General features: G+C 66.4%; 16 protein-coding genes. All 16 read right to left on the bottom strand.

Features of this window, described 5'->3' with window-relative positions; translation table 11 throughout:
- A partial coding sequence (locus AB4Z32_RS23810; protein ID WP_442122331.1) for an SDR family NAD(P)-dependent oxidoreductase occupies window positions 1-221 on the bottom strand: 221 nt, incomplete at its 3' end.
- Window positions 222-333: 112 nt separating this feature from the next.
- Window positions 334-1086, bottom strand: coding sequence for a WecB/TagA/CpsF family glycosyltransferase (locus tag AB4Z32_RS23805; protein ID WP_442124348.1), 753 nt, complete (start codon window positions 1084-1086; stop codon window positions 334-336).
- A gap of 18 nt (window positions 1087-1104) precedes the next feature.
- The gene (gene wecB, locus AB4Z32_RS23800; protein WP_442124347.1) at window positions 1105-2241 is read right to left on the bottom strand and encodes a non-hydrolyzing UDP-N-acetylglucosamine 2-epimerase; all 1137 of its coding nucleotides are present in this window, start codon (window positions 2239-2241) and stop codon (window positions 1105-1107) included.
- A gap of 53 nt (window positions 2242-2294) precedes the next feature.
- Entirely contained in the window at window positions 2295-4277 is a 1983-nt protein-coding gene (locus AB4Z32_RS23795) for an alginate lyase family protein (protein WP_442124346.1), read from the bottom strand.
- Window positions 4277-5350, bottom strand: a complete 1074-nt coding sequence (locus tag AB4Z32_RS23790; RefSeq protein ID WP_442124345.1) for a glycosyltransferase family 4 protein — start codon at window positions 5348-5350, stop codon at window positions 4277-4279. The genes AB4Z32_RS23795 and AB4Z32_RS23790 overlap by 1 nt, the downstream gene beginning before the upstream one ends.
- An 84-nt stretch (window positions 5351-5434) precedes the next feature.
- Entirely contained in the window at window positions 5435-6757 is a 1323-nt protein-coding gene (locus AB4Z32_RS23785; RefSeq protein WP_442124344.1) for a phenylacetate--CoA ligase family protein, read from the bottom strand.
- Window positions 6758-6766: 9 nt separating this feature from the next.
- Window positions 6767-8014: a glycosyltransferase gene (locus AB4Z32_RS23780; protein ID WP_442124343.1), complete on the bottom strand. Its 1248-nt coding sequence runs from the start codon at window positions 8012-8014 to the stop codon at window positions 6767-6769.
- A gap of 45 nt (window positions 8015-8059) precedes the next feature.
- Window positions 8060-8914 (bottom strand): beta-1,6-N-acetylglucosaminyltransferase, encoded by an 855-nt coding sequence (locus AB4Z32_RS23775; protein ID WP_442124342.1) that lies wholly within the window; start codon window positions 8912-8914, stop codon window positions 8060-8062.
- A gap of 109 nt (window positions 8915-9023) precedes the next feature.
- The gene (locus AB4Z32_RS23770) at window positions 9024-11255 is read right to left on the bottom strand and encodes a DUF4962 domain-containing protein (RefSeq protein WP_442124341.1); all 2232 of its coding nucleotides are present in this window, start codon (window positions 11253-11255) and stop codon (window positions 9024-9026) included.
- A 317-nt stretch (window positions 11256-11572) separates the two neighbouring features.
- On the bottom strand, window positions 11573-12331 hold the full coding sequence (locus AB4Z32_RS23765) for a glycosyltransferase family 2 protein (RefSeq protein ID WP_442124340.1): 759 nt from the start codon (window positions 12329-12331) through the stop codon (window positions 11573-11575).
- A gap of 2 nt (window positions 12332-12333) precedes the next feature.
- A complete protein-coding gene (locus AB4Z32_RS23760) occupies window positions 12334-13545 on the bottom strand; it encodes a glycosyltransferase family 4 protein (RefSeq protein ID WP_442124339.1) in 1212 nt (403 codons plus the stop codon).
- Window positions 13542-15059 carry an oligosaccharide flippase family protein gene (locus AB4Z32_RS23755; protein ID WP_442124338.1) on the bottom strand — a complete coding sequence of 506 codons (1518 nt, stop codon included), beginning with the start codon at window positions 15057-15059 and terminating at the stop codon, window positions 13542-13544. Before AB4Z32_RS23755 ends, AB4Z32_RS23760 begins: the two co-directional genes overlap by 4 nt.
- A gap of 1 nt (window position 15060) precedes the next feature.
- Window positions 15061-16530 (bottom strand): O-antigen ligase family protein, encoded by a 1470-nt coding sequence (locus tag AB4Z32_RS23750; RefSeq protein ID WP_442124337.1) that lies wholly within the window; start codon window positions 16528-16530, stop codon window positions 15061-15063.
- Between the two features lie 9 nt (window positions 16531-16539).
- Window positions 16540-17232 carry an exosortase-associated protein EpsI, B-type gene (gene epsI, locus AB4Z32_RS23745; RefSeq protein WP_442124336.1) on the bottom strand — a complete coding sequence of 231 codons (693 nt, stop codon included), beginning with the start codon at window positions 17230-17232 and terminating at the stop codon, window positions 16540-16542.
- Entirely contained in the window at window positions 17229-18134 is a 906-nt protein-coding gene (gene xrtB / locus AB4Z32_RS23740) for an exosortase B (protein ID WP_442124335.1), read from the bottom strand. The genes epsI and xrtB overlap by 4 nt, the downstream gene beginning before the upstream one ends.
- A gap of 1 nt (window position 18135) precedes the next feature.
- Window positions 18136-19005: a chain length determinant protein tyrosine kinase EpsG gene (gene epsG, locus AB4Z32_RS23735; protein WP_442124334.1), complete on the bottom strand. Its 870-nt coding sequence runs from the start codon at window positions 19003-19005 to the stop codon at window positions 18136-18138.
- Between the last annotated feature and the right edge of the window lie 5 nt (window positions 19006-19010).

Here is a 19010-nt window from a genome sequence, read left to right as displayed (position 1 = left end):
ACCTTGTGCGCGCCGAACGCGGCTTCCATCGCCGCGCGGTCGCGGATGTCGGCCTCGACGAATTCGAAAGCCTTCCCCGTGATGCGAGTCACCCGTTCCTGCACGGAACGGTTGGCGTTGGACAGGTTGTCGACCACCACCACCTCGTGGCCTGCGTTCTGCAGTTCAACCACGGTGTGCGAACCGATATAACCCATGCCGCCGGTAACCAGAATCTTCATTGATATGTGCTTTCGTAAAAGTTATGCCTGTCGCCATGCCGGTCATGTTGCCGGCTGGCGCCTCGATTTATTCGTGCGGCAGCTTCTGTGGCTGCCGTAATCCCTGTTTGGTTTATGCCTTGCGGCGGCCGCTTACCGCCTCTTTGACGAAGAGTCGGAGAAAGGCCATGTCCTCGATGAAGTAGCGGCGGAACATGCGCCGTGGCTCCTGCAGGAAACGGTAGAACCATTCCAGCCCCGACTTCTGCATCCACACCGGCGCACGCTTGACGTGGCCGATCGCCACGTCGAAGGTGCCGCCCACGCCCATCGCGAACGGAATCTTCATCTCGGCCTGGTAGCGGCCGAGGAACTGCTCTTTTTTCGGCGAACTGATCGCCACGAACAGCAAATCCGGGCGCGCCTCGCGGATCTGTTCCACGACTTGCGCCTCTTCCGCCTCGCCCTTCCAGTAGCCGTTGCGGTAGCCGGCCAGCACCAGCTTCGGATACTTGCGCTGGTAGGTGGTGGCCACCTTGCCGACCACTTCTTCCTTCGCACCCAGCAGGAACACGCGCCAGCCCTTCTCTCCCGCGCGGCGCATCAGCGCCTCGAACAGGTCGACGCCGGCGACTCTTTCCTTGAGCGGCTTGCCGAGCAGGCGCGACGCCCATACGACCGGCATGCCGTCCACATTGATGAGCGCACAATCGTTGATGATCTGCCTGAGCTCGGGATCGCGGCTGGCCTTGACCAGCTTGTCCACATTCACCACCACATGCTGATGGGGCCGTCCTGTATGGATGAAACCCTCGATGGTCTGCAGTGTTTCCTCCATCGACAGGTTGTCGATGGAGCACCCCATCAGTGTGATGCGTTCGCTCATATGATCATCCTTTTGTGCTCATTCGAGTTTCTGTTGCGATTCCTTGGCCAGCTCAGTTGCCAATACAGCGACGATGCGTTCCGCCGCACGGCCGTCCCACAGGTGCGGCCGGCGGCCCTGCTTGCCTTCGCCGCGCAGGATCTTGCGCGCTTCCAGCATGATCACGGCCGGATCGGTGCCGACCAGCACGTTCGAGCCCTCGTCGACGGTGACGGGGCGCTCGGTGTTCTCGCGGATGGTCACGCAGGGCACGCCCAGCGCGGTGGTTTCTTCCTGCAGGCCGCCGCTGTCGGTCAGGATGACGGCGGCGTCCTTCCACAGGTTGAGGAAAGCCATGTAGGCCTGCGGACCGGCCAGCGTGATGTTGGGGCCCAGGTCGATGCCGAACTTGTCGATGTTGGCGCGGGTACGCGGGTGCACCGGGAAGATCAGCGGCAGCTCGTTCGAGATTTCCTTCAGGGCGCCGGCGATGCGGGTGAAGGTTTCCTTGTCGTCGACGTTGCTGGGGCGGTGCATGGTGATCACGCCGTAGCGCTCGCCCGCGTCCTTGCGCGCCTGCTTGTAGGCGCTGGTTTCAAATGCCGAGGTGTCGGCATGGGCCAGCTTGTCGGCCTGGTACAGCACGTTGTCGACCATCACATGGCCGACGTAATGCACGGCGGAATCCGGCTTGCCTTCGCGGCGCAGGTGTTCCAGTGCGGCCGGTTCGGTGACGAAGAACCAGTCCGAGATGCTGTCGGTGACCAGGCGGTTGATTTCTTCCGGCATCGTCATGTCGCCCGAGCGCAGGCCGGCCTCGACGTGGGCCACCGGGATGTTCAGTTTCTTGGCGACGATCGAGCAGGCCAGCGTGGAATTCACGTCGCCCACCACCAGCACGGCGGCCGGGCGTTCGTTCTGGCACAGCTCCTCGAAGCCGACCATGATCTTGGCGGTCTGCTGGGCATGGCTGCCGCCGCCGGCGGCCATGAAGACATCGGGCTGCGGAATGCCGAGTTCCTCGAAGAAGACGTCGTTCATCTCGCGGTCGTAGTGCTGGCCGGTATGGATGATCTTGTACGACAGGGTTTTCGGCGATTGAGCCTGCAGCGCGCGGACGATCGGAGCGATCTTCATGAAGTTGGGTCGTGCGCCTGCAACCAGATAAATGAGCATGAAACAAGTTCCCTAGTAATTAGTATTGAAACAATTATTACAACGGTGGGTTATTAAAAAAACGTTATTGTAAACCTGCACTCGACCGGGACGGCGGACGATACGGTGCTGATCTTCAGCACGTCGCAAGGCTCCTTCGATTCGTAGCAGCGCGAATACCAGCCCAGCGGCGGATTTTCGTTGGCGCGCACCAGTTCCAGCTTGAGGTCGGCGCCATGGGCGTGCATCTGCAGGGCGAAGCGTTTACCGCGCACGTGCAAGCCAGAACTATCCAGGCGGACACTCAGTCCCGGCGCGAAATGCCAGAACAGCTCGACCTGGTGATGCTTCCTGGCGGCGAACTCGTCGCGCACGACCAGGCTGGAGGTCGCGGCGTCGAAACGCACGCTGCGCATGTGGCGCACCGGGTCCGCCAGGCGCTCGTAGCCGTCGTGCGAGCCGCGGAAATCGAATTCATGGGGCGACTGCGGCATCCTTTCGATGGCCGCCCTGGCCTTCTTCAGCCACATGAAGCGACCGCCCGACACCGACTGGTCGAGACCGTCGATGCGCACGGTGTTGTGGGCCGAGGTGCCGCGGAAGTAGTCTCGCCACTTGTGCTCCTGCCAGTAGGAATAGGTGCCGGGGTCGACCAGGCATTCCTCGCCGCCGACCGACAGGTTCAGCGCCAGCGCGTCGGCGTGGCCGTGGGCGGCGATCCCGAGGTAGCCGAGCGGCCCGCAGTCGACCATGCCCTTGATCTCGTTGGCTTCGCCGAAGTGGGAGCCGAACAGCAGGTAGCCGCCGTCCGGGAAGGCCCAGCCGGTCTCGGATTCGTGCGGATCGGTTTCCGGGCGCTTGCCCGGCAGGGTGTGCAGCAGCCAGCGCACGCCCGGATGCTCGCTCGCATACGCGCTGTCGTGGCGCCGCAGCACGGCGTCGCCCAGGGCCAGCAGCTGGGCCGCGCGGTCGCTGCCCGGGGCGTCCAGGCGGAACACGATGCCGTCGTCGGCGTCGCCCACCATCGGCACGTTGCCGCCGACGTCGCGCAGCGACCGTAAGAATCGTAATGCGCGCTGCAGGCTGGCCCAGTAGGCGCGCGAAAAAGGCTGACTGCGGGGATGGCCGCAGGCCTGGCCGACCAGGCCGGCGACGAACAGGAACTCGGACGAGAAGATGTGGTAGGCGAAGGCCTGCTCGCGGTTCACGCCGTCGCGCGAGAACTGGGCCTGGGCCTCGTGTTCGAGTTCGCGCCTGGCTTGCTCGAGCCAGGCCCCGGACGACTTCCAGCAGGGCCAGATCGAGGCGCCCACATACAGGCCGGCGAGTTCGCCGATCAGGTGGTTGTTGGCCGAGGAATGGCGCGACAGGTGGCGCGCGATCGCGCTGCAGTGGGCGTGGATGGAATCGAGCCAGTCGGCGCGCAGGCGCTCGCCGTCCTCGCCGGCGAACAGGCCGCTGCCCTCGCCGCCGATCAATTGCCAGACCAGGCTCCAGTTGATCAGGCGGATGCCCAGTTCCAGCGAGCTGGTCCAGTTGGGGCCGACCAGCGGCGGACACTGGTCGAGCCAGCTGCGCAGCTGGTGGTGCAGGGCGTGCAGCCAGGCCACGTCGTTGGTCGCGGCCCAGGCCTGGCCCAGGCGCACGAGGTGCAGGTGGCGGTTCAGTTCCCAGACATGCTTGATGTCGCCGACCTGGTCGCGGTTGGTGATGGCGATGTCGCCGGCGTAGATGGCCGGTCCGGTCACGCCGCTTTCGGGATCGCGGTTCCACAGCGGCGGCATGCCGACGTCGAAGCGGCGTTCGGCGAACAGGACCACGTGGCCGGCGCAAATGCTATCGGCGTCGGCCAGCAGGGCTTCGCGCTCGGCCGCGCTCAAGGCGGGCGCGCCATGGATGGCGAAGGTGCGGGCGCGCGGCAGCGGCGGCGCGGCGCGCTGCCTGAGCCGTTTCGCCACCCCTTTCGCCGCCGCCTGCTGGATCCGGTAGCCGACCTCGGCCACCGACATGCAGCGCAAACGGTTCACCAGCCAGACCATGCCTGTCGCTTCGCTCATCATTGTGTCCCCGCCAAGTCACGGTAGATCGCGGACAATTGCCCGCACACTACCTCGGTTGAGTAATGCTGCTCGATGGTTGCGCGCGCCCGCTCCGCCAGCCGTGCACGCAGGGCGTCGTCGCCCAATACCCGCTGCAGCGCCCCGGCCAGCGCCGCCTCGTCGCGCGGCGGCACCAGCAGGCCGTTGTTGCCGTCGACGAGGGTTTCCGGAATCCCGCCCACGCTGCTGGCGACCACCGCCCGGCCGGCCGCCATCGCTTCCAGCATCGACATCGGCAATCCCTCGGCATGCGAAGGCAGGCAGAATACGGCGGCGCGCGCCAGCTGCCCGTCGCGTTCGCGCGGGCCGAGCCAGCCGGGCAGTTCGATGCGCTCCAGGATGCCGAGCTCGGACGCGCGGCGGCGCAATGCTTCCGCATCGCCCTCGCCGCCGAACACCAGGCGCAGGTCCGGGAAGCGCGTCGCCAGCCGGGCGCCGGCGCCGAGCAGTTCGAACACGCCCTTGGTTTCCTCGATGCGGCCGAGGAAGAGGACGCGCTGCGCTTCGCCGCGAATGCCGGAGGGCGCCGGCAGCGGCACCGAATTCGGCACCACCGCCACCCTGGCCTTCGGCGCAAAGGCGCGCACGAAGTCGGCCCAGCCGGCCGACAGCGTGATCACGACGGAACTGGCTTCCAGCGTGTGGCGGATCCAGCGCCGCATCAGGGTGCCGGCCTCGACGGTGGCGAACTGGCGGAAGCCGCCGCCATGCAGATGAAAAATCGTCTTGCAGCCCGCCAGGCGGGCGATCAGCAACACGATGGACTTGCGCACGAAGCTGGCGCGCGAGGCCGCATGGACGTGCACCACGGCCGGATGCTGGCTCACACAGGCCAGCACGGTCTGCCAGAAACCGGACAGCGCGCCCTTCGCCTTCTCGGCTTTCGAACCCTCGCGGTGGGTGGCGACGTAGCGCACCCGCTCGCGCTCGAACAAGCCATGCTGGCGCAGCACGGATACCACCGCCGCCACCCCGCCCCTGCCTTCCAGGGCGGTACCGACCATCAGGATGCGCGGCGCGGGCGGTTTCACGCGCACGTCTCCCCGGCTATTCCCTGCATGGTCGGTGGCTGTTTCAACAAAATACACGCTCTTATTAAACGGGCAATATTTCGATCATACATCATGAATTTCCCGTGGTGCGCACGGTTCGTCTTCCTCATCGACAATAACGAACTCGAACTTGCCCCGCGGTCCGCGCGGAATCGCCTCGATCCGCGCGACGCTCACCTCGACGCCGGGCACGCGCAGCAGGAATTTGTCGACCATCGCGCGCGCGTCCGCCTCGCTCCAGGCCTCGGTGGCCACCACCCGCAACAGGAAGCGGCCGTGGCCGCGATACACCACCTGGCCTTCGACCAGGTGGCGGTCGTGGCCCTGGAAGATGCGGTCCAGGCGGCCGATCATGCGGCCGTCCGGCAGGGTGAGGACTTTTTCCTGGCGTCCAAGGATGGTCTTGACGGTCGGGAACACGCGGCCGCAGGCGCAGGCTTCGCCGCCCGGGATCACGGTGTCGCCGGTGCGGTAGCGGACCAGCGGCATCGCCAGGTTGTTCAGGCCGGTGCCGACCAGCTCGCATGCCTCCGGCTGGTCGGTGTCGAGCAGGGTCACGCTGCCGTAGTCGGTCAGCACGTGGTAGCTGCCGTGCTCGCAGGTGCCGATCGCGGCCACCCGTTCGGACTGGCCGTACCAGTCGAACACGCGCACGCCGAAAGCCTGTTCGACCGCCGCCCTCACCTCCGGCTCCATGGTTTCCGACGAGGTCATCACGCCCTTCAGCGCCCTGCCTTCGTAGCGTCGTCCGCGCGCGTTCAGCCAGGCCGCCAGCGCCGCGATCGAGGATGGATAGGCGTGGATCACGACCGGATCGACCCCTTCGAGGGCAGCGACGTAGGCGTCGATCGTGTCATTCGACAGGTGGTAGGAGGACATCATCAGCATGTTGCCGACCCAGTCGCGGCACCAGTAGCGGCCGTCCTTCGGCTGGTCGGCGCAGACGATGTCGCCGCGAATCCAGGCGCGCGGCTGGCCGGGGCGCCAGCCGATCCAGCGCAGCTGGCGGTAGACGAAGCCCTCCTCGCGCACCATATTGCCGAGCGACTGGACGATGGTCAGCGGCGTACCGGAGGTGCCGCTGGTCTTGATGGTGGTGCGGATCAGGGAGCCGAAGCGGCGCGGGCGCAGCAGGCGTTCGGGATGCTGGCGCAGCTCCTGCTTGGTCAGCAGCGGGGTGCCGGGCGCCAGGCGCGGCAGGCTGAAAGGATCGCCGTCGAGCGGCACGCCGACCCTGGCGGCACGCCTGGCCACATAGCGGGCCAGGGTCTCGCGCGAGCGCTCGTTCCTTGCCAGGGCCGGGTAGACCAGCAGACGCCCCCAGATGTTGCGGACCAGTTCACGCCCGAGAGAACGCAGGGAGAACTTGAGCGAATGGGTCCACATCGTGCAGGGCTACTCCATCAGGATCTTTTTATAAGTTCTTGCAACATTTCGGCCGAGAATATCATAGGTACGATGGGCTTTTACGTACGCTGGACCACGCATGGCAAACCGCCGGGCTTGCTCAGGATTGTTCAATAACTCGCGGACGGCAGCCGCGAAAGCCTGCGCTTCCATCGGCACGCACAGGCCCGCGCCGCTCTGCGCCAGGACCAGCTGCTGGTCGGGAATGTCGGTGGCGACGGTGGGAATGCCGAGCGCCATGTATTCGATCACCTTGGTCGGCGACATGGTGTCGCCCAGCACCCCGCGCGGCATCGGCGCCAGGCCGACCTCGGCCCGCACCGCATAGCCGAGCGCCGTCCGTTGGGGCAGCCAGCCGGTCAGCAGCACGTGTTGTTCGAGCCCGCGCGCGGCGATCTCGCGCCGCATCCACGCCATCTCGTCGTTCGAGGGCGCATCGCCGGCGATCACCAGCAGGACCTCGGGACATTCGCGCCGCAGTTCTTCGGTGACGTCCAGCAGGAAATCGGACCTGCGCGACTGCGCGATGCGGCCCAGGTAGAGCACCACCCGGCGGCCGTCCAGGCGCGGATCGGCGACGGGCTCGACCGTCGCGCGGTCGAACAGGGCGGCGTCCACGCCCATCGGCACCGCCGTCATGCGCTCGCGTGGAAAACCCTTGCCGGCCAGCCAGTCGGCCATCGCATCGCTCTGCACGAAGATGTGGCGCGCGCCCGGCAGCACCAGGCGGTAGATGACATGCCAGGACGCCCAGGCGCGCAGCGCGTGCGCCGCCCATTTGAGGCGGCCGACGGGGCCGCGCTGGTGGCGCGCGATGTCGTCGCGGCGCACCGCATAGCCTTCGACGATGGGGAAGGACATCCAGTAGACGAAGGGCACGCGCAGCAGCGCGGCCGCCACGCGGCCCAGCACGCCGCTGGCGATCTTGTCGCGCACCTGCAGGCAGTCCGGGCGCCGACCCTGCGTCAGGCCGCGCAAGCCGCCGAGGGCGCGCCACAGGCCCAGGAGGTCCCACAGCGGCGAGCAGACACTGGCGAGCGGCGAGTGAAGACGCCCCACCACGTGCATGCCGCCGGCCGGCCATCCGGGCGCGCCGGCTTCCTGCCCGCCCTGCCCCACCAGCTCGGTATGCACGCCGTAGCGCGGCATCTCGATACCGAACAGGGTCAGCACATCGGCACGGGTCGGAGGGAGCGGATCGCGAAGGATGCAGGCAATCGATAACTGGGTCGGCATGAATTTATTCTAACGCAGCCGTACCGACGCACGATTGCGCGGTATTCAGCCTGCCCGCAGCGCTTCGAGGCGTTGCAGGAGCGCGGCACTGGTCCGGCTGTCGATCTTGCGGCAGAAATGGGCGTTCGAGGCGGCGATGCGCTCGAAGTCGTGCTCGTCGAGGATCTTTGGATTGCGCGCGCCGCGCTGCGGCCACTGGACGTAGCGGAAATTTTCCGACAGCACGCGTTCCCTGAAGCGCGAATTCATCACCAGGGTCTGGAAGAACAGCTCGTCGGCGCAGGACACGCTGCGGAAGAAACGCAGGAGGCCGGGCTCGCGGCGGATCCGCGCCAGCACATCACGCACGCAGTCGCGCGACAGCGCCCACCATGACGAGCCGCCATGGGGCTGCAGGCCGTTCGGCATGCGCCGCGTGAGGCCGCAGGCGCGCATCGCGCGGTTCGCCAGCGAGCAGGCCAGGCGCAGCGCCGGCCCCGCGTCCGGGCGGTAGAAATACTGGTAGCGGTAGGCGGCCGCCCACTGTCCCGGTCCGCGGCCGATCGGCGCGGTGTCCAGCAGCTCGTGCCCGCGCAATGCCGCCAGCGCCGACTTCAGTGCGGCGTTCGACAGCAGCGGGAAGTCCTGGGCGCTGAGGAACAGCAGCTTGTCGAACTCGGGCACCTCGGCCACGATCTGCGCCAGCGAATTGAGGGTGGCCTCGACCTGGCTGAAGCAACCCCAGTGCACGGCGACGCGCTGGCCGACCAGGCGCGCGCCTGGGTGGACTTCGGCGGGTTGGATGGCACCCTTGGCGTCGAGGTGGACGTAGATCAGGAAGTCCTCGTCGCGCAGGCGTTCGACCAGCGCGTTCAGCTGGGCGGGATCCTTGTGGGCGGCGATGAGGAAGACCTGCTTCATGATGAGCTACCGGCGAAAAAAAAATCCTTCGCGGCGCCTTGCCTGCGAAGGATTCCGGCCCGCGCGCCGAGTGTAGCACGGCGCTTCGGGAACTCGACGGACGCTTGGATCAGTTGAGATTCACGGTCTGGGTACCGATGGTGAAGGTACGGGTGCTGCCGGAGGCGCCGATCTTGACGGTCGGACGCTTGCAGCCGACGTCCATCAGGACCAGGAATTCGCCGACCGACTTGCCGTCGTTCTTCAGGTAGAAGGCGCCGTGCGCTTCGGTCACGCCGGCCTTCGCCGCCGGGCCGGTCCAGGTCGCGAACGGGGCGTTGCCGTTCAGGTCGCGCAGGCAGACCGACTGGCCGCCCGCCGTGATCTTCACGCTCGACGGGCTCTCCACCGTGAACGCCACCGGGGCGTGGAGGTTGAACTCGTAGGTGTGCGGAACCACGGCCGACAGCTTGTCGCGCACCAGCATCGCATCCTGGGCCTTGAAGTACCAGATCTGGCGCTTGGCCATCGTCAGCTGGCCGCCGTAGGCCGGGGTCGCATCGCCTTCGGCGTAGTCGTAGTTCGGATTCACCGCCCACGCGGTGATCTTGCCGTTACGCTGCAGCTGCTCGCGGTAGCCGTCGACCAGCTGGCCCTTGCCGCCGTCGAAGGTGATCGCGTTCTGCGACCTGGTCTGGTGGTACCAGTCGCTCCACTGCGGCGAGCCGTACCAGTCGTACCAGCCCGACTTGATCAGCAGCGGCTGGCCGGCCACCGACAGCAGCAGGCCGTTCTGGTCGCCGTGGCTGTGGTTGAAGGAACCGTATGGGCTCGACTTGAAGTAGAACGAGCTGCGGTTGGTGTTGCCGATATCGCTGTGGATCGCGACCCAGCCGATGCTCGGGTAATACGACTCGTTCGACGGCGCCGCGAACACGGTGTTGCCGGCGATCGGCATCGGGTACGGCGCTTCCAGCACCTGCATGCCGTCTTCGATGCCGCCCAGTTTGGATTGGTACCAGTTGGCGCGCGGGTTGACTAGGCGCTGGGCGAAGGCGTGGAACACGCGCGGATCCGGCTTGGTCTCGGAACCGTCGCCGAAGGCGTGGACCTTCGAGCCCGGCGGCGTCAGCATCATGGCGAAGTCGAGGAAGCCGAGGGTCCAGGGCTTGGCGTACATGTTGACGCCGGTGGCCTGGTTGATCGAATCCCACAGCGCGACCATGTAGCCGGCCGCGTACTCGGCGTAGGCGGTGCCGTTGGCGTAGCCGCCTTCCGGACCGGACCACGGCGACGGCGTATTCACGTAGGCGCGGAAGGTGAAGTCGAACCACTTCTGCGCATCCGGGATGTCGCCCAGCGACAGGCTCGAGATCAGCGACATGAAGATCATCAGGGTGTTGCCGTGCGAGTCGAACGGGAACTGGTCCAGGCGGCCGTTGTCGCCGGCCAGGTTGCTGAACATCTCGTTGGTGCGCACGCGCACGACGTCCAGCCAGCGGTTGCGGCGGGTGGCGTCGAGGTCACCCGGCAGCAGGTCGATGGCCTTGATCAGCGACAGCGCGATCTGGCGGGTGGCCTGGTCCTGGTTGGCGTAGCTGGTCGGGCCGGTCGGGGTCAGGGAGGCGAGCTGGTCGCCGCGCTTGATCGCCTCGTTCAGGTAGATCGGGTCCTTGCGGATGCGCCACAGCAGGGCCGCGGCTTCCATCTGACGGGTGGCTTCGTTGATCCTGTTGCGCACGTCGACCTGCTGGGCGGCCATCTGCGCCGTCAGCGGGGCGCCGATGGTGATCGGCCACGTTGCATCGCTCAGGTTGGGCAGCGCACCCATCTGCAGCTTGACTTCGTTGGTGAGGCGGCTCAGGTAAGGATCGAGCTCGGCCTTCTTGGCGGTATTCCAGGTCGAGTAAGGCGTGGTGGTCGCCGGCAGCGAGCGCGGGCGAGCCTTGGCCAGGATGCGGGCGCGCAGGGTGGCGTTGTCGGGCACTTCAAACACGGCCGATTTGCTGGTGATCGCGAAGGAACGCGGGGCCGACCAGTCGGACGAATTCGCCGGGCGCACGCGCCAGATGTAGTTGCCGAGCGCCATGGCCTTGGTCGGCAGATACCAGTTACGGTTGACAGTGGCCGTCACCGGTGCGCCGCCGGCCGGCGTGATCTCGATCACGTAGCTGGCCGGACCGGAGGCATAGCGCGCCCAGGCGAAGCCGGGCGGGTTCTGGGCCTGCACCTGTCCGTTGGCCGGGGCCGGTTGGACGACGAGGGGATCGGTGGATTGCGCCCAGTCGGCACGCGCGCTGAACGAGCAGAACAGCGACATCAGGGCGACCGCGAGGACGATTCCTTTCCGATGAAATTTCATGTGGGAGCTCCGAGAATATTAACTAAGACTTACAAGGGATGGCTCGTCGGCATGGCGCCAGACGTATTCGGCGACGCGCGCTTTTTGTGAGTGAAAAACGCTGTCCGGTTCCAAATAATAGTACCGCACATCAATTGATCTGCGGCAAAATTCCCTTAGAAATCAAAGATTTTTCTCGCCCATCGCGAAAATCCAACGTGTGTACGGACAACTTTGCAGAAGGAATATTTTCAATAACACCAGCCTCGTTTTTCAACTGAAAAGACAGTCTGGAAACTCCGAGAGCAATTCTGCAAACTTGCCTTAAAAACCACAAGTCAAAACGCCTCTTCCGCGCGCAGGGTCCGCATGCGTTTCATGTAGCGCAGGCAGTAGATACCAAAAGCCAATGGCGCCTGCGTCAGGTAGCGCCGCCGGACCGCGAATTCTTCCTGGCGCGCCTTGATCCGGTTGGCCGAGGACAGGCTGCCGGCATGGTCGCGGAACACCGCCAGCGGGCGGTCGACGGTCGACGGCCGCGCCACCCGGCCCAGGCGCAGCCAGAGGTCGACGTCCATCGCGTACTTCAGCTGTTCGTCGAACATGCCGACCCGGCCGAAGGCGCTGCGGCGGATGAAGACGGCCGGATGCGGCACCCAGGCGCGGCCGGCGGCGAAGGAATCGAAGCTGAACGGCAGCATCGGATAAGGCGGCACCAGGGCCCCGTTCTTGAGCACCTGCACGTTGCCGAACACCCAATCCGTCCCTTCCCTGGCGAAGCGCTCGGCAACCGTCTCCAGCACGTCGTCGCCGGCGTAGTAATCGTCCGAGTGCAGGTGGGCCACGTATTCGCCGGTGGCCGCTTCGATGCCCTGGTTCATGGCGCGGCTGACGCCGCCGCCGACGTCGCGCAGCACGCGCTTGCGGCCCGGGTAGGCGGCGATCATCTCCAGCGTGCCGTCGGTCGAGCCGCCGTCGACGAAGATGTGTTCGAAGTCCTGGCAGGTCTGGCGCTGCACCGAGGCAAGGGTATCGGGCAAGGTGGCGGCGCTGTTCCAGGTGCAGGTGACGATCGAGAAGGTGGGTTTGCTGGTCATGGTCATTTGGCGTAGAGATCGAGTAGTTGAGGGATGGCGCGCGACACGTCCATCGCGAAGGAATCCGGGAGCGGCACCGTCACTGGCGCACGTCCCAGCATGCCGACCAGCCGCTCCACCAGCCGCGGCATGGTCTCGGCCAGCTGCAGCTGGCCGTCGTAATATTGGTAGGCGGCCAGCTCCGGCGTGCCGCCGCGCGCCAGCGCCACGCACTGCTTGCCGAGCGCCAGCGCTTCCAGCACGGTGGTGGAGCAGGCTTCCTCGCACACCGACGGCACCACCAGCACGTGGCTGCGCGCCGACAGCTTGATGACCTCGCCATAGGGCTGCCAGCCGAGGAAGCGCACCTGCGGACCGGCGTAGCGGCTCTCGAGCTGCTCGCGCAGCGGGCCGTCGCCGACGATGGTGACCCGCGCATGCGGCGGCAGCCAGCCGGCGACCTGGCCCAGGAATTCGCCGAAGCCCTTGCCGGTATCGATGCGTCCCACCAGCAGCACCTCCCCTGCCCGGAGCTCGCCGGCTTGAGCCGCGAGCTCGCGCAGGAAGGGATAGCGGATGAAGTTGTGGATCACGCAAGCGCGCGACAGGTCGGCGTCCGGCACCGAGCGCAGGAAGGCGCGGCGCAGGAAGTCGGACACGAACACCGTCTTGTGGCGCGCGAAGGACTCGGCCGTTTCGGAACGGTAGCGCTGTACGGCAAAGCCAGAAACGGTCCGGCGTAGCGAATTCGGCGCCGGATGGATACAGGCGGCGCAGTCGCGCCGGTCGCGCGTCTCGCACACATGCCCTTCCTTGAAGCGCAGGTGGGTCACGCATTCGCTGCCCTGGTCGTGCCGGGTCTGGACGAAGTTCATCGTCGGCGGCACGTAGCGCCCCACCATCGGCAGGTGGCCGTGGTAGTGCACCACGTCGTACTGGCCGGCCTCGCGCATCAGCGCGCGCGCCACCCGCCGCGCGAACCAGGGGCGCTTGACCGGGTTGAAGAAGCCCAGCTGGGACTCCTTCCAGCCGGGCCGCGCAAACGCGAAGCCGGGCAGCAGCCGGCCGTGGAAGCCGATCTCGCGAGCAGCCTCGGCATGGAAGCGGTCGCTGCGTCCCATGATGTCGACTTCATGTCCCTGCTCCAGCAGGGCGTTGGACAGGGTGACGACATGCTTGCCCAGGCCGCCGATCTGGGTGCCCGGCAAATCCTCCGATACCATCAGGATCTTCAAACTGCTTTCCTCATCGACAATAAACCTTTGACTCTGGACCAGGCGAGAATCTTGTCGTCCTTTTCGATCACGAACAGCGCGCCCCAGGCGAACAGCAGCGCCACCGTCAGCAGCACCAGCAGCACGAGGTCGAGCGGACCGCCGTCGAACAGGCGATTGCCGGCGTCGGCGAGCACGGCCACCAGGCCAACCCCGAACACGCTCGGCAGGTAGGCATGGCGCACCAGGTCCTTCATCCGCGCCGGCACGGTGCGGCCGTGTACCGCCGCCAGGAAGATGCAGGTCATCAGCACCGATGCAATCAGGTGGCCCCAGGCGGCGCCGACGATGCCCCAGCCATCCACGCCGAACCACACCACGACCAGGCCGAAGGCAGCGCGCACCAGCGCGAACATGCCGCTGACACGCGGATGCCCCATGCCGTCGTTGACCAGCGACGGCAGGCTGGTGAGCGAATCGATGAACTGCGACAGCGCCATCACCGCCAGCACCACCTGGCCGGCGCGCGCGAACTGCGGATTCATCCAGTAATACAGGATCTGGTAGGAGAACACGGCCACCAGCACCAGCACCGAGGCGTTGATGAACACGACATAGCGGCTGGCCTTCAGGTAGAGGGCGCGCAGGCGCTCCAGCTCGCCGCGCGCGGCCAGGGCGCTGGCGGCCGGGAACAGCACGCCCGACAGGCGGAAGGTCAGGCTGAGGATGCGGTTCGCCAGGGTCGAGGCCACCGTGAAATACGCCAGCCCGGTCACCCCCACCAGGGCGCCGATGATCAGCTTGTCCGCATAGGCATACGACAGACCGGCGAAACGGCTGAGGAAGGAATAGGCGGAAAAGCCCAGCAGCTCGCGCCGGATCTGGGCGCCCGGCCGGCGCCAGGCGAGTTCCGGCAGCAGGCGGCGGATGCAGCGCCACAGCACCACGCAGTTGATCGCGCTGGCGACGACGCGCAGCAGGATCACCTCGAACAGGCCATGGCCCAGCATCAACACGGCCACCGTCAGCAGCGGCACGCCGGTGCCGAACACCATCTCGATCCGGCCGGCGATGTCGTAGCGCATCAGCGATTGCGGGATGCTCTGCAGATAGCTCTGCAGCTGGCCGAGGAAGAAACCGAGCGCCGCCAGCTTCAGGGTGGCGGCGGCCTCGCCCACCAGCTGCGGCGGCACCGAGAACACGCGGGTGACGAAGAAGTGGGCGCCGCCATACAGCCCGATGGCGCCAAGGAGGCCCAGCAGCGAATAGACGGCCAGGCCGAAGAACACGGTCTCGTCGATGCGCTTCTGGTCCTGGCGTGCATTGAATTCGGCGATGTACTTGACCGAGCCGGCGGTGACGTTGATGTCGATGACGGCGAAATAGCCGACGATGGCGGTGACCAGCGAATACACGCCGTAGTTCGCATCGCCCAGGCCCTTGACCACCAGCGGTACGGTGCCCAGGGCGACCAGCGCGGGAATGACGGCGCCGAGCAGGTTGGAGAAGGCGTTGCGAACCAGGCTCGGAGTCATCTCACAGCCGGGCTTGCGCCGGCACCAGGTTGACGTGGCCGCGCTTGTTCGTCTCCCTTACCGGCTGGACGGCAGCTTCGCGGCACACGGCCATCGCCACATAAGGCAGGGCCAGGCAGATCGCCAGCATCTGGGTCGTGCGCACCTGCGGGAACGGCGTGCCGACCAGCAGGTCGGGCAGCATGAAGGCCAGCCCGGCGGCGCCGGCGGTCGCCACCCCGAGCACCTCCGGCGACACGGTCCGCAGCGCGCGGCGCGCGAAGGCGGCGAAGGCGAAGATGGTGCCGCCCAGCAGGACCAGCCCGGGCAGGCCGGCTTTCAGGGCGATGTGCAGCACGCCGCTGTGCAGGAACAGGCCGCCGTCCGGATTGGCCTGCCACGAAATGTGCTGGTAGCCCGTGTAGCGGCCCCAGGTGCCGATGCCGGTGAGCGGATGCGACAGGAAGTCGCCCATCGCGAACTTCAGCTCCAGCACCCGTTCGCTCTCGCTGCCGAAACGCTTCGACTGCATGTCGAAGAACAGGCTGGACAGGCCATGCGCGCCCTTGGTCTGGCCGAGACGCTTGAACGCGGCGTACAGCAATCCCACTCCCACCACCGGCGTGCCCAGCACCATCAGCTGGAGGCGGCGCTGCATCGGGAAGCGCATCATGACGATCAGGCCGGCCAGCACGAAGCCGATCCAGGCGGTGCGGCGGTAGGACAGCACCACGCACATGGCGGTCACGCACAGGGTGGCCCATTCGACCAGGTGCCAGAAACTGCCGCGCCTGGTTTTCACGATCTGGAACAGGTTGACGGCGGCGATCGCAAACGCGATCGTGCACAGCAGGCTGTCGTTGATGTCGAAGAAGGTCAGCTTGATCTTCAGGCCGTTCATGTTGGCATAGACGTTGTTCGGGTCGCCCTTGAAGATCGCCCAGCGCACCAGGCCGAACAGCGCACGGCCCAGGCCCGCCAGCATGATGAAGCGCGACAGTTCCACCACATCGTCGCGGGTACGGAAGGACAGCAGCAGCAGCGAGACCAGCGGCGCCATCCAGATGATGTTGGAGAAGCCGGCCACCGTCAGGATGTCCTGCAGCTTGACGTCCATGAACAGGCCCACCGCGACGTGGCCGCAGAGCAGCAGGAACCAGGCGAGGAACCAGGGCCGCAGGTTGCACGGCGGGGTCGGAAAACGCTGGAAGTTGGCCGACACGCGGGCGCAGCACCAGAACGCGAACATCATCCAGAACAGCAGCGGGAACAGCAGCACGCCGGAACCGCGGGTGTAGATGCCGGGCGAGCCCGCGGTCGACAGCGAGCCGTAGGTGGTCGAGTTCATGCAGAAGAACACCAGCATGTAGGCATACGCCAGCCAGCGCGGCCGCACCATCCCGATGCCGGCACCGACCACCGCCAGCAGGCACAGCAGTGCGACGATGATGAAAGGCAGAGAGGTGTAGACGTAGAGGATGAAGTTCTGCATCGAAGACCGCTATCCGTGGTTGGTGGCCGCGCCCAGCAGGCGGCTGCGCGCCTGCGGGTCGAGCGCACCGAGCATCTGGTTGACGAAGCGGTCCTGGACCTTGTAGGCGTTGCCCTCGTCGGCCTCGATGGTCGAGACGCGCACCAGCATGCCGTCCGGGATGCGGCCCGACAGGCCGTACATGAAGCGCTGCAGCTTCTGGTCGAGGCCCGACATCACGGCCTTGTCGCCGATCGTGACCCAGTAGGTGATCGGCTCGTTGCGCGCGTTCTGGCGCGCCACCAGGCGCTTGACCGGCAACTTGCCGAAGCCGGTCGCCAGCTCGTCGCGGCGGTCCTTGAGCATGTCGAAGCCCTGCGCCACGTAGCAAACCTCGGGCAGGTGCAATTGCAGCTGCTTGCTCTGGTCGCCGCCGTAGGCAATCGACAGCATCACGCGCTGTCCCTGGGCGTTGATATAGGTGCGCGACAGGGTCTGGTCGTAGAGCGCGGCGATCAGTTCCTTCTGGTTCGGATCGGGTGTCAGCGGCACCACGCTGTTGTCGATGGTCCAACCGGCGAAGCTCTTCGGGATCATCGTGTCGAGATTGAAGTTGGCGCGGGCGTCGGCCACCTTCTGGGTCGGCGTCAGGGCGCCGGTCAGGGCCGAGGTGCCGGCCATCGCCACGCCCAGGATCACGCTGGCGGCAAATTTGCGGTTCATGCGGCCTCCCTGGTGCGCAGCGGCGCGTTCTTCGCCTCCCTGCGGCGGATGGTCCACTGCAGGGCCGAGTCGATCGACAGGATCAGCACCAGCGCGGTCACGAACAGCACCATGCCGGCAAAGCCGTGCAGGAAGCCCTGCCCCGCCGCGTCGCCGTAGTAATAGGTGATCAGGGTCAGCACGATCACGCGGATCACGTTGGCCGAGAACGAGATCGGGATGATGAACAGGGCCAGGCCGACGTTGCGGAAGGCCGAGGGGTGGCGCATCAGGTTCAGGTAGAACAGGCCCAGCGCCTCCAGCGTGAGCAGGGTCTGCAGGCCGGCGCAGGCATCGGCCACCAGCAACTGGTACTGGCCGATCTGCAGGATCACGCCGGAGCGGCTGATCGGGTAACCGAAGGCGAACAGGATGTGCTCGGTGCCCCAGGAGACCGCCATCTTCATCGGCATCGTCACCGCCGCCACGAATTCGCTGGGCAGCGGCACCATGAAGATCATGAAGAAGAACGGGAACCACAGCACGCGCATGGAGCGCCCGCCGCGCTTGATCAAGAGCACCGACATCATCACCAGGATGATCGACAGCACTTCGAGCATCAGGATCTTCTGCGAGCGCCCCAGCATGTGGGTCAGCAGGCCGATCGCCAGGATGGGCCAGCCGGTCCAGCTGGCGCGCGGCGGCGTGGTCGCTTCCAGCATCTCCGGCCACTTGCGGTAGATCAGCCACAAGGCCAGGCCGAAGATGATCGGGCCATGGCCCTGCTCTTCGCCGACCCAGGCCCCGGTGAACAGGTCGTAGAAAGTCGGGACGAACAGCACGGCCAGGCCGAGCAGTACCGGCCACCATTCGGGCAGCGCGGCACGGAAAGAGCGCATCGAGCGAATGGCCAGCGTGTTCATTTCAGAACTCCATCACCACCGAACCGAGGATCTCGCAGCCGGCGTCGACCAGGTGTTCGGCGGTGCGGCCGATGTGCGAAATACGGGTGTAGTTCTTGCGCGTGACCAGCAGCGCGCCGCCGGCACGGCTGGCGACCGCGATCGCGTCGACCCCGACATGGAAGGGCGGCACGTCGTACAGCACCACGTCGTAGCGGCTCTCGAGCATGGTGTTGAGGTTGCGGAAGCCCTCGCGCGCCAGCAGTTCCTGGGGGTTCGGCGGCAGCGTCCCGGCCGGCATCACCGACAGGTCGACGAAGGCCGGCACCCGTGCGATGACGTCGAGGTCGGCGCGTCCGGCCAGCAGGTCGGACAGGCCGGCGCGCGGCTTGATCGCGAACGCATCCTGCTGGCGCGGGGCGCGCAGGTTGGCGTCCACCAGCAGGGTTTGCTCGCCGAGCTGGGAGAACACGATCGCCAGGTTGGCCGCGAATAGCGCGGCGCCGTCGTCCTGGTCGACGCCGACGATGGCCAGGGCGCGCCGTCCGCGTGCGAACCAGCGCAGCATCAGCTGGCTGCGGATCGCGCGCAGCGACTCGACCTGCGGCGAGAACGGTTCATAAGCGGCGATCAGCTTGGGCGACAGCCCGGCCTGCCCTTTCTGCAGATAGGGATAGGAGAACTGGCGCGCCAGCACCTGCTGGATGTCGTCCTCGCTCACCAGGCCCAGGCGCACGGCCGCTTCGCCGAAGCGGATGCCGGTTTCCTTCTGCATGCGCAGCACGCGTTCGGCGTCTTCCGGATTGAGCTTGCCCGAATCGAGCAGGAGGGCGCCCATGCTCATTTCGGCGGCGTGGTCGGCGTGGACGGCGGATAGCATCGGAGAATTCATGGTCT

It is taken from the genome of Massilia sp. 2TAF26, assembly GCF_052115005.1.
GTDB lineage: Bacteria > Pseudomonadota > Gammaproteobacteria > Burkholderiales > Burkholderiaceae_D > Telluria.
The sequence above is the reverse complement of the archived record's forward strand: the minus strand, read 5'-3'. Positions and strand labels throughout refer to the sequence as shown.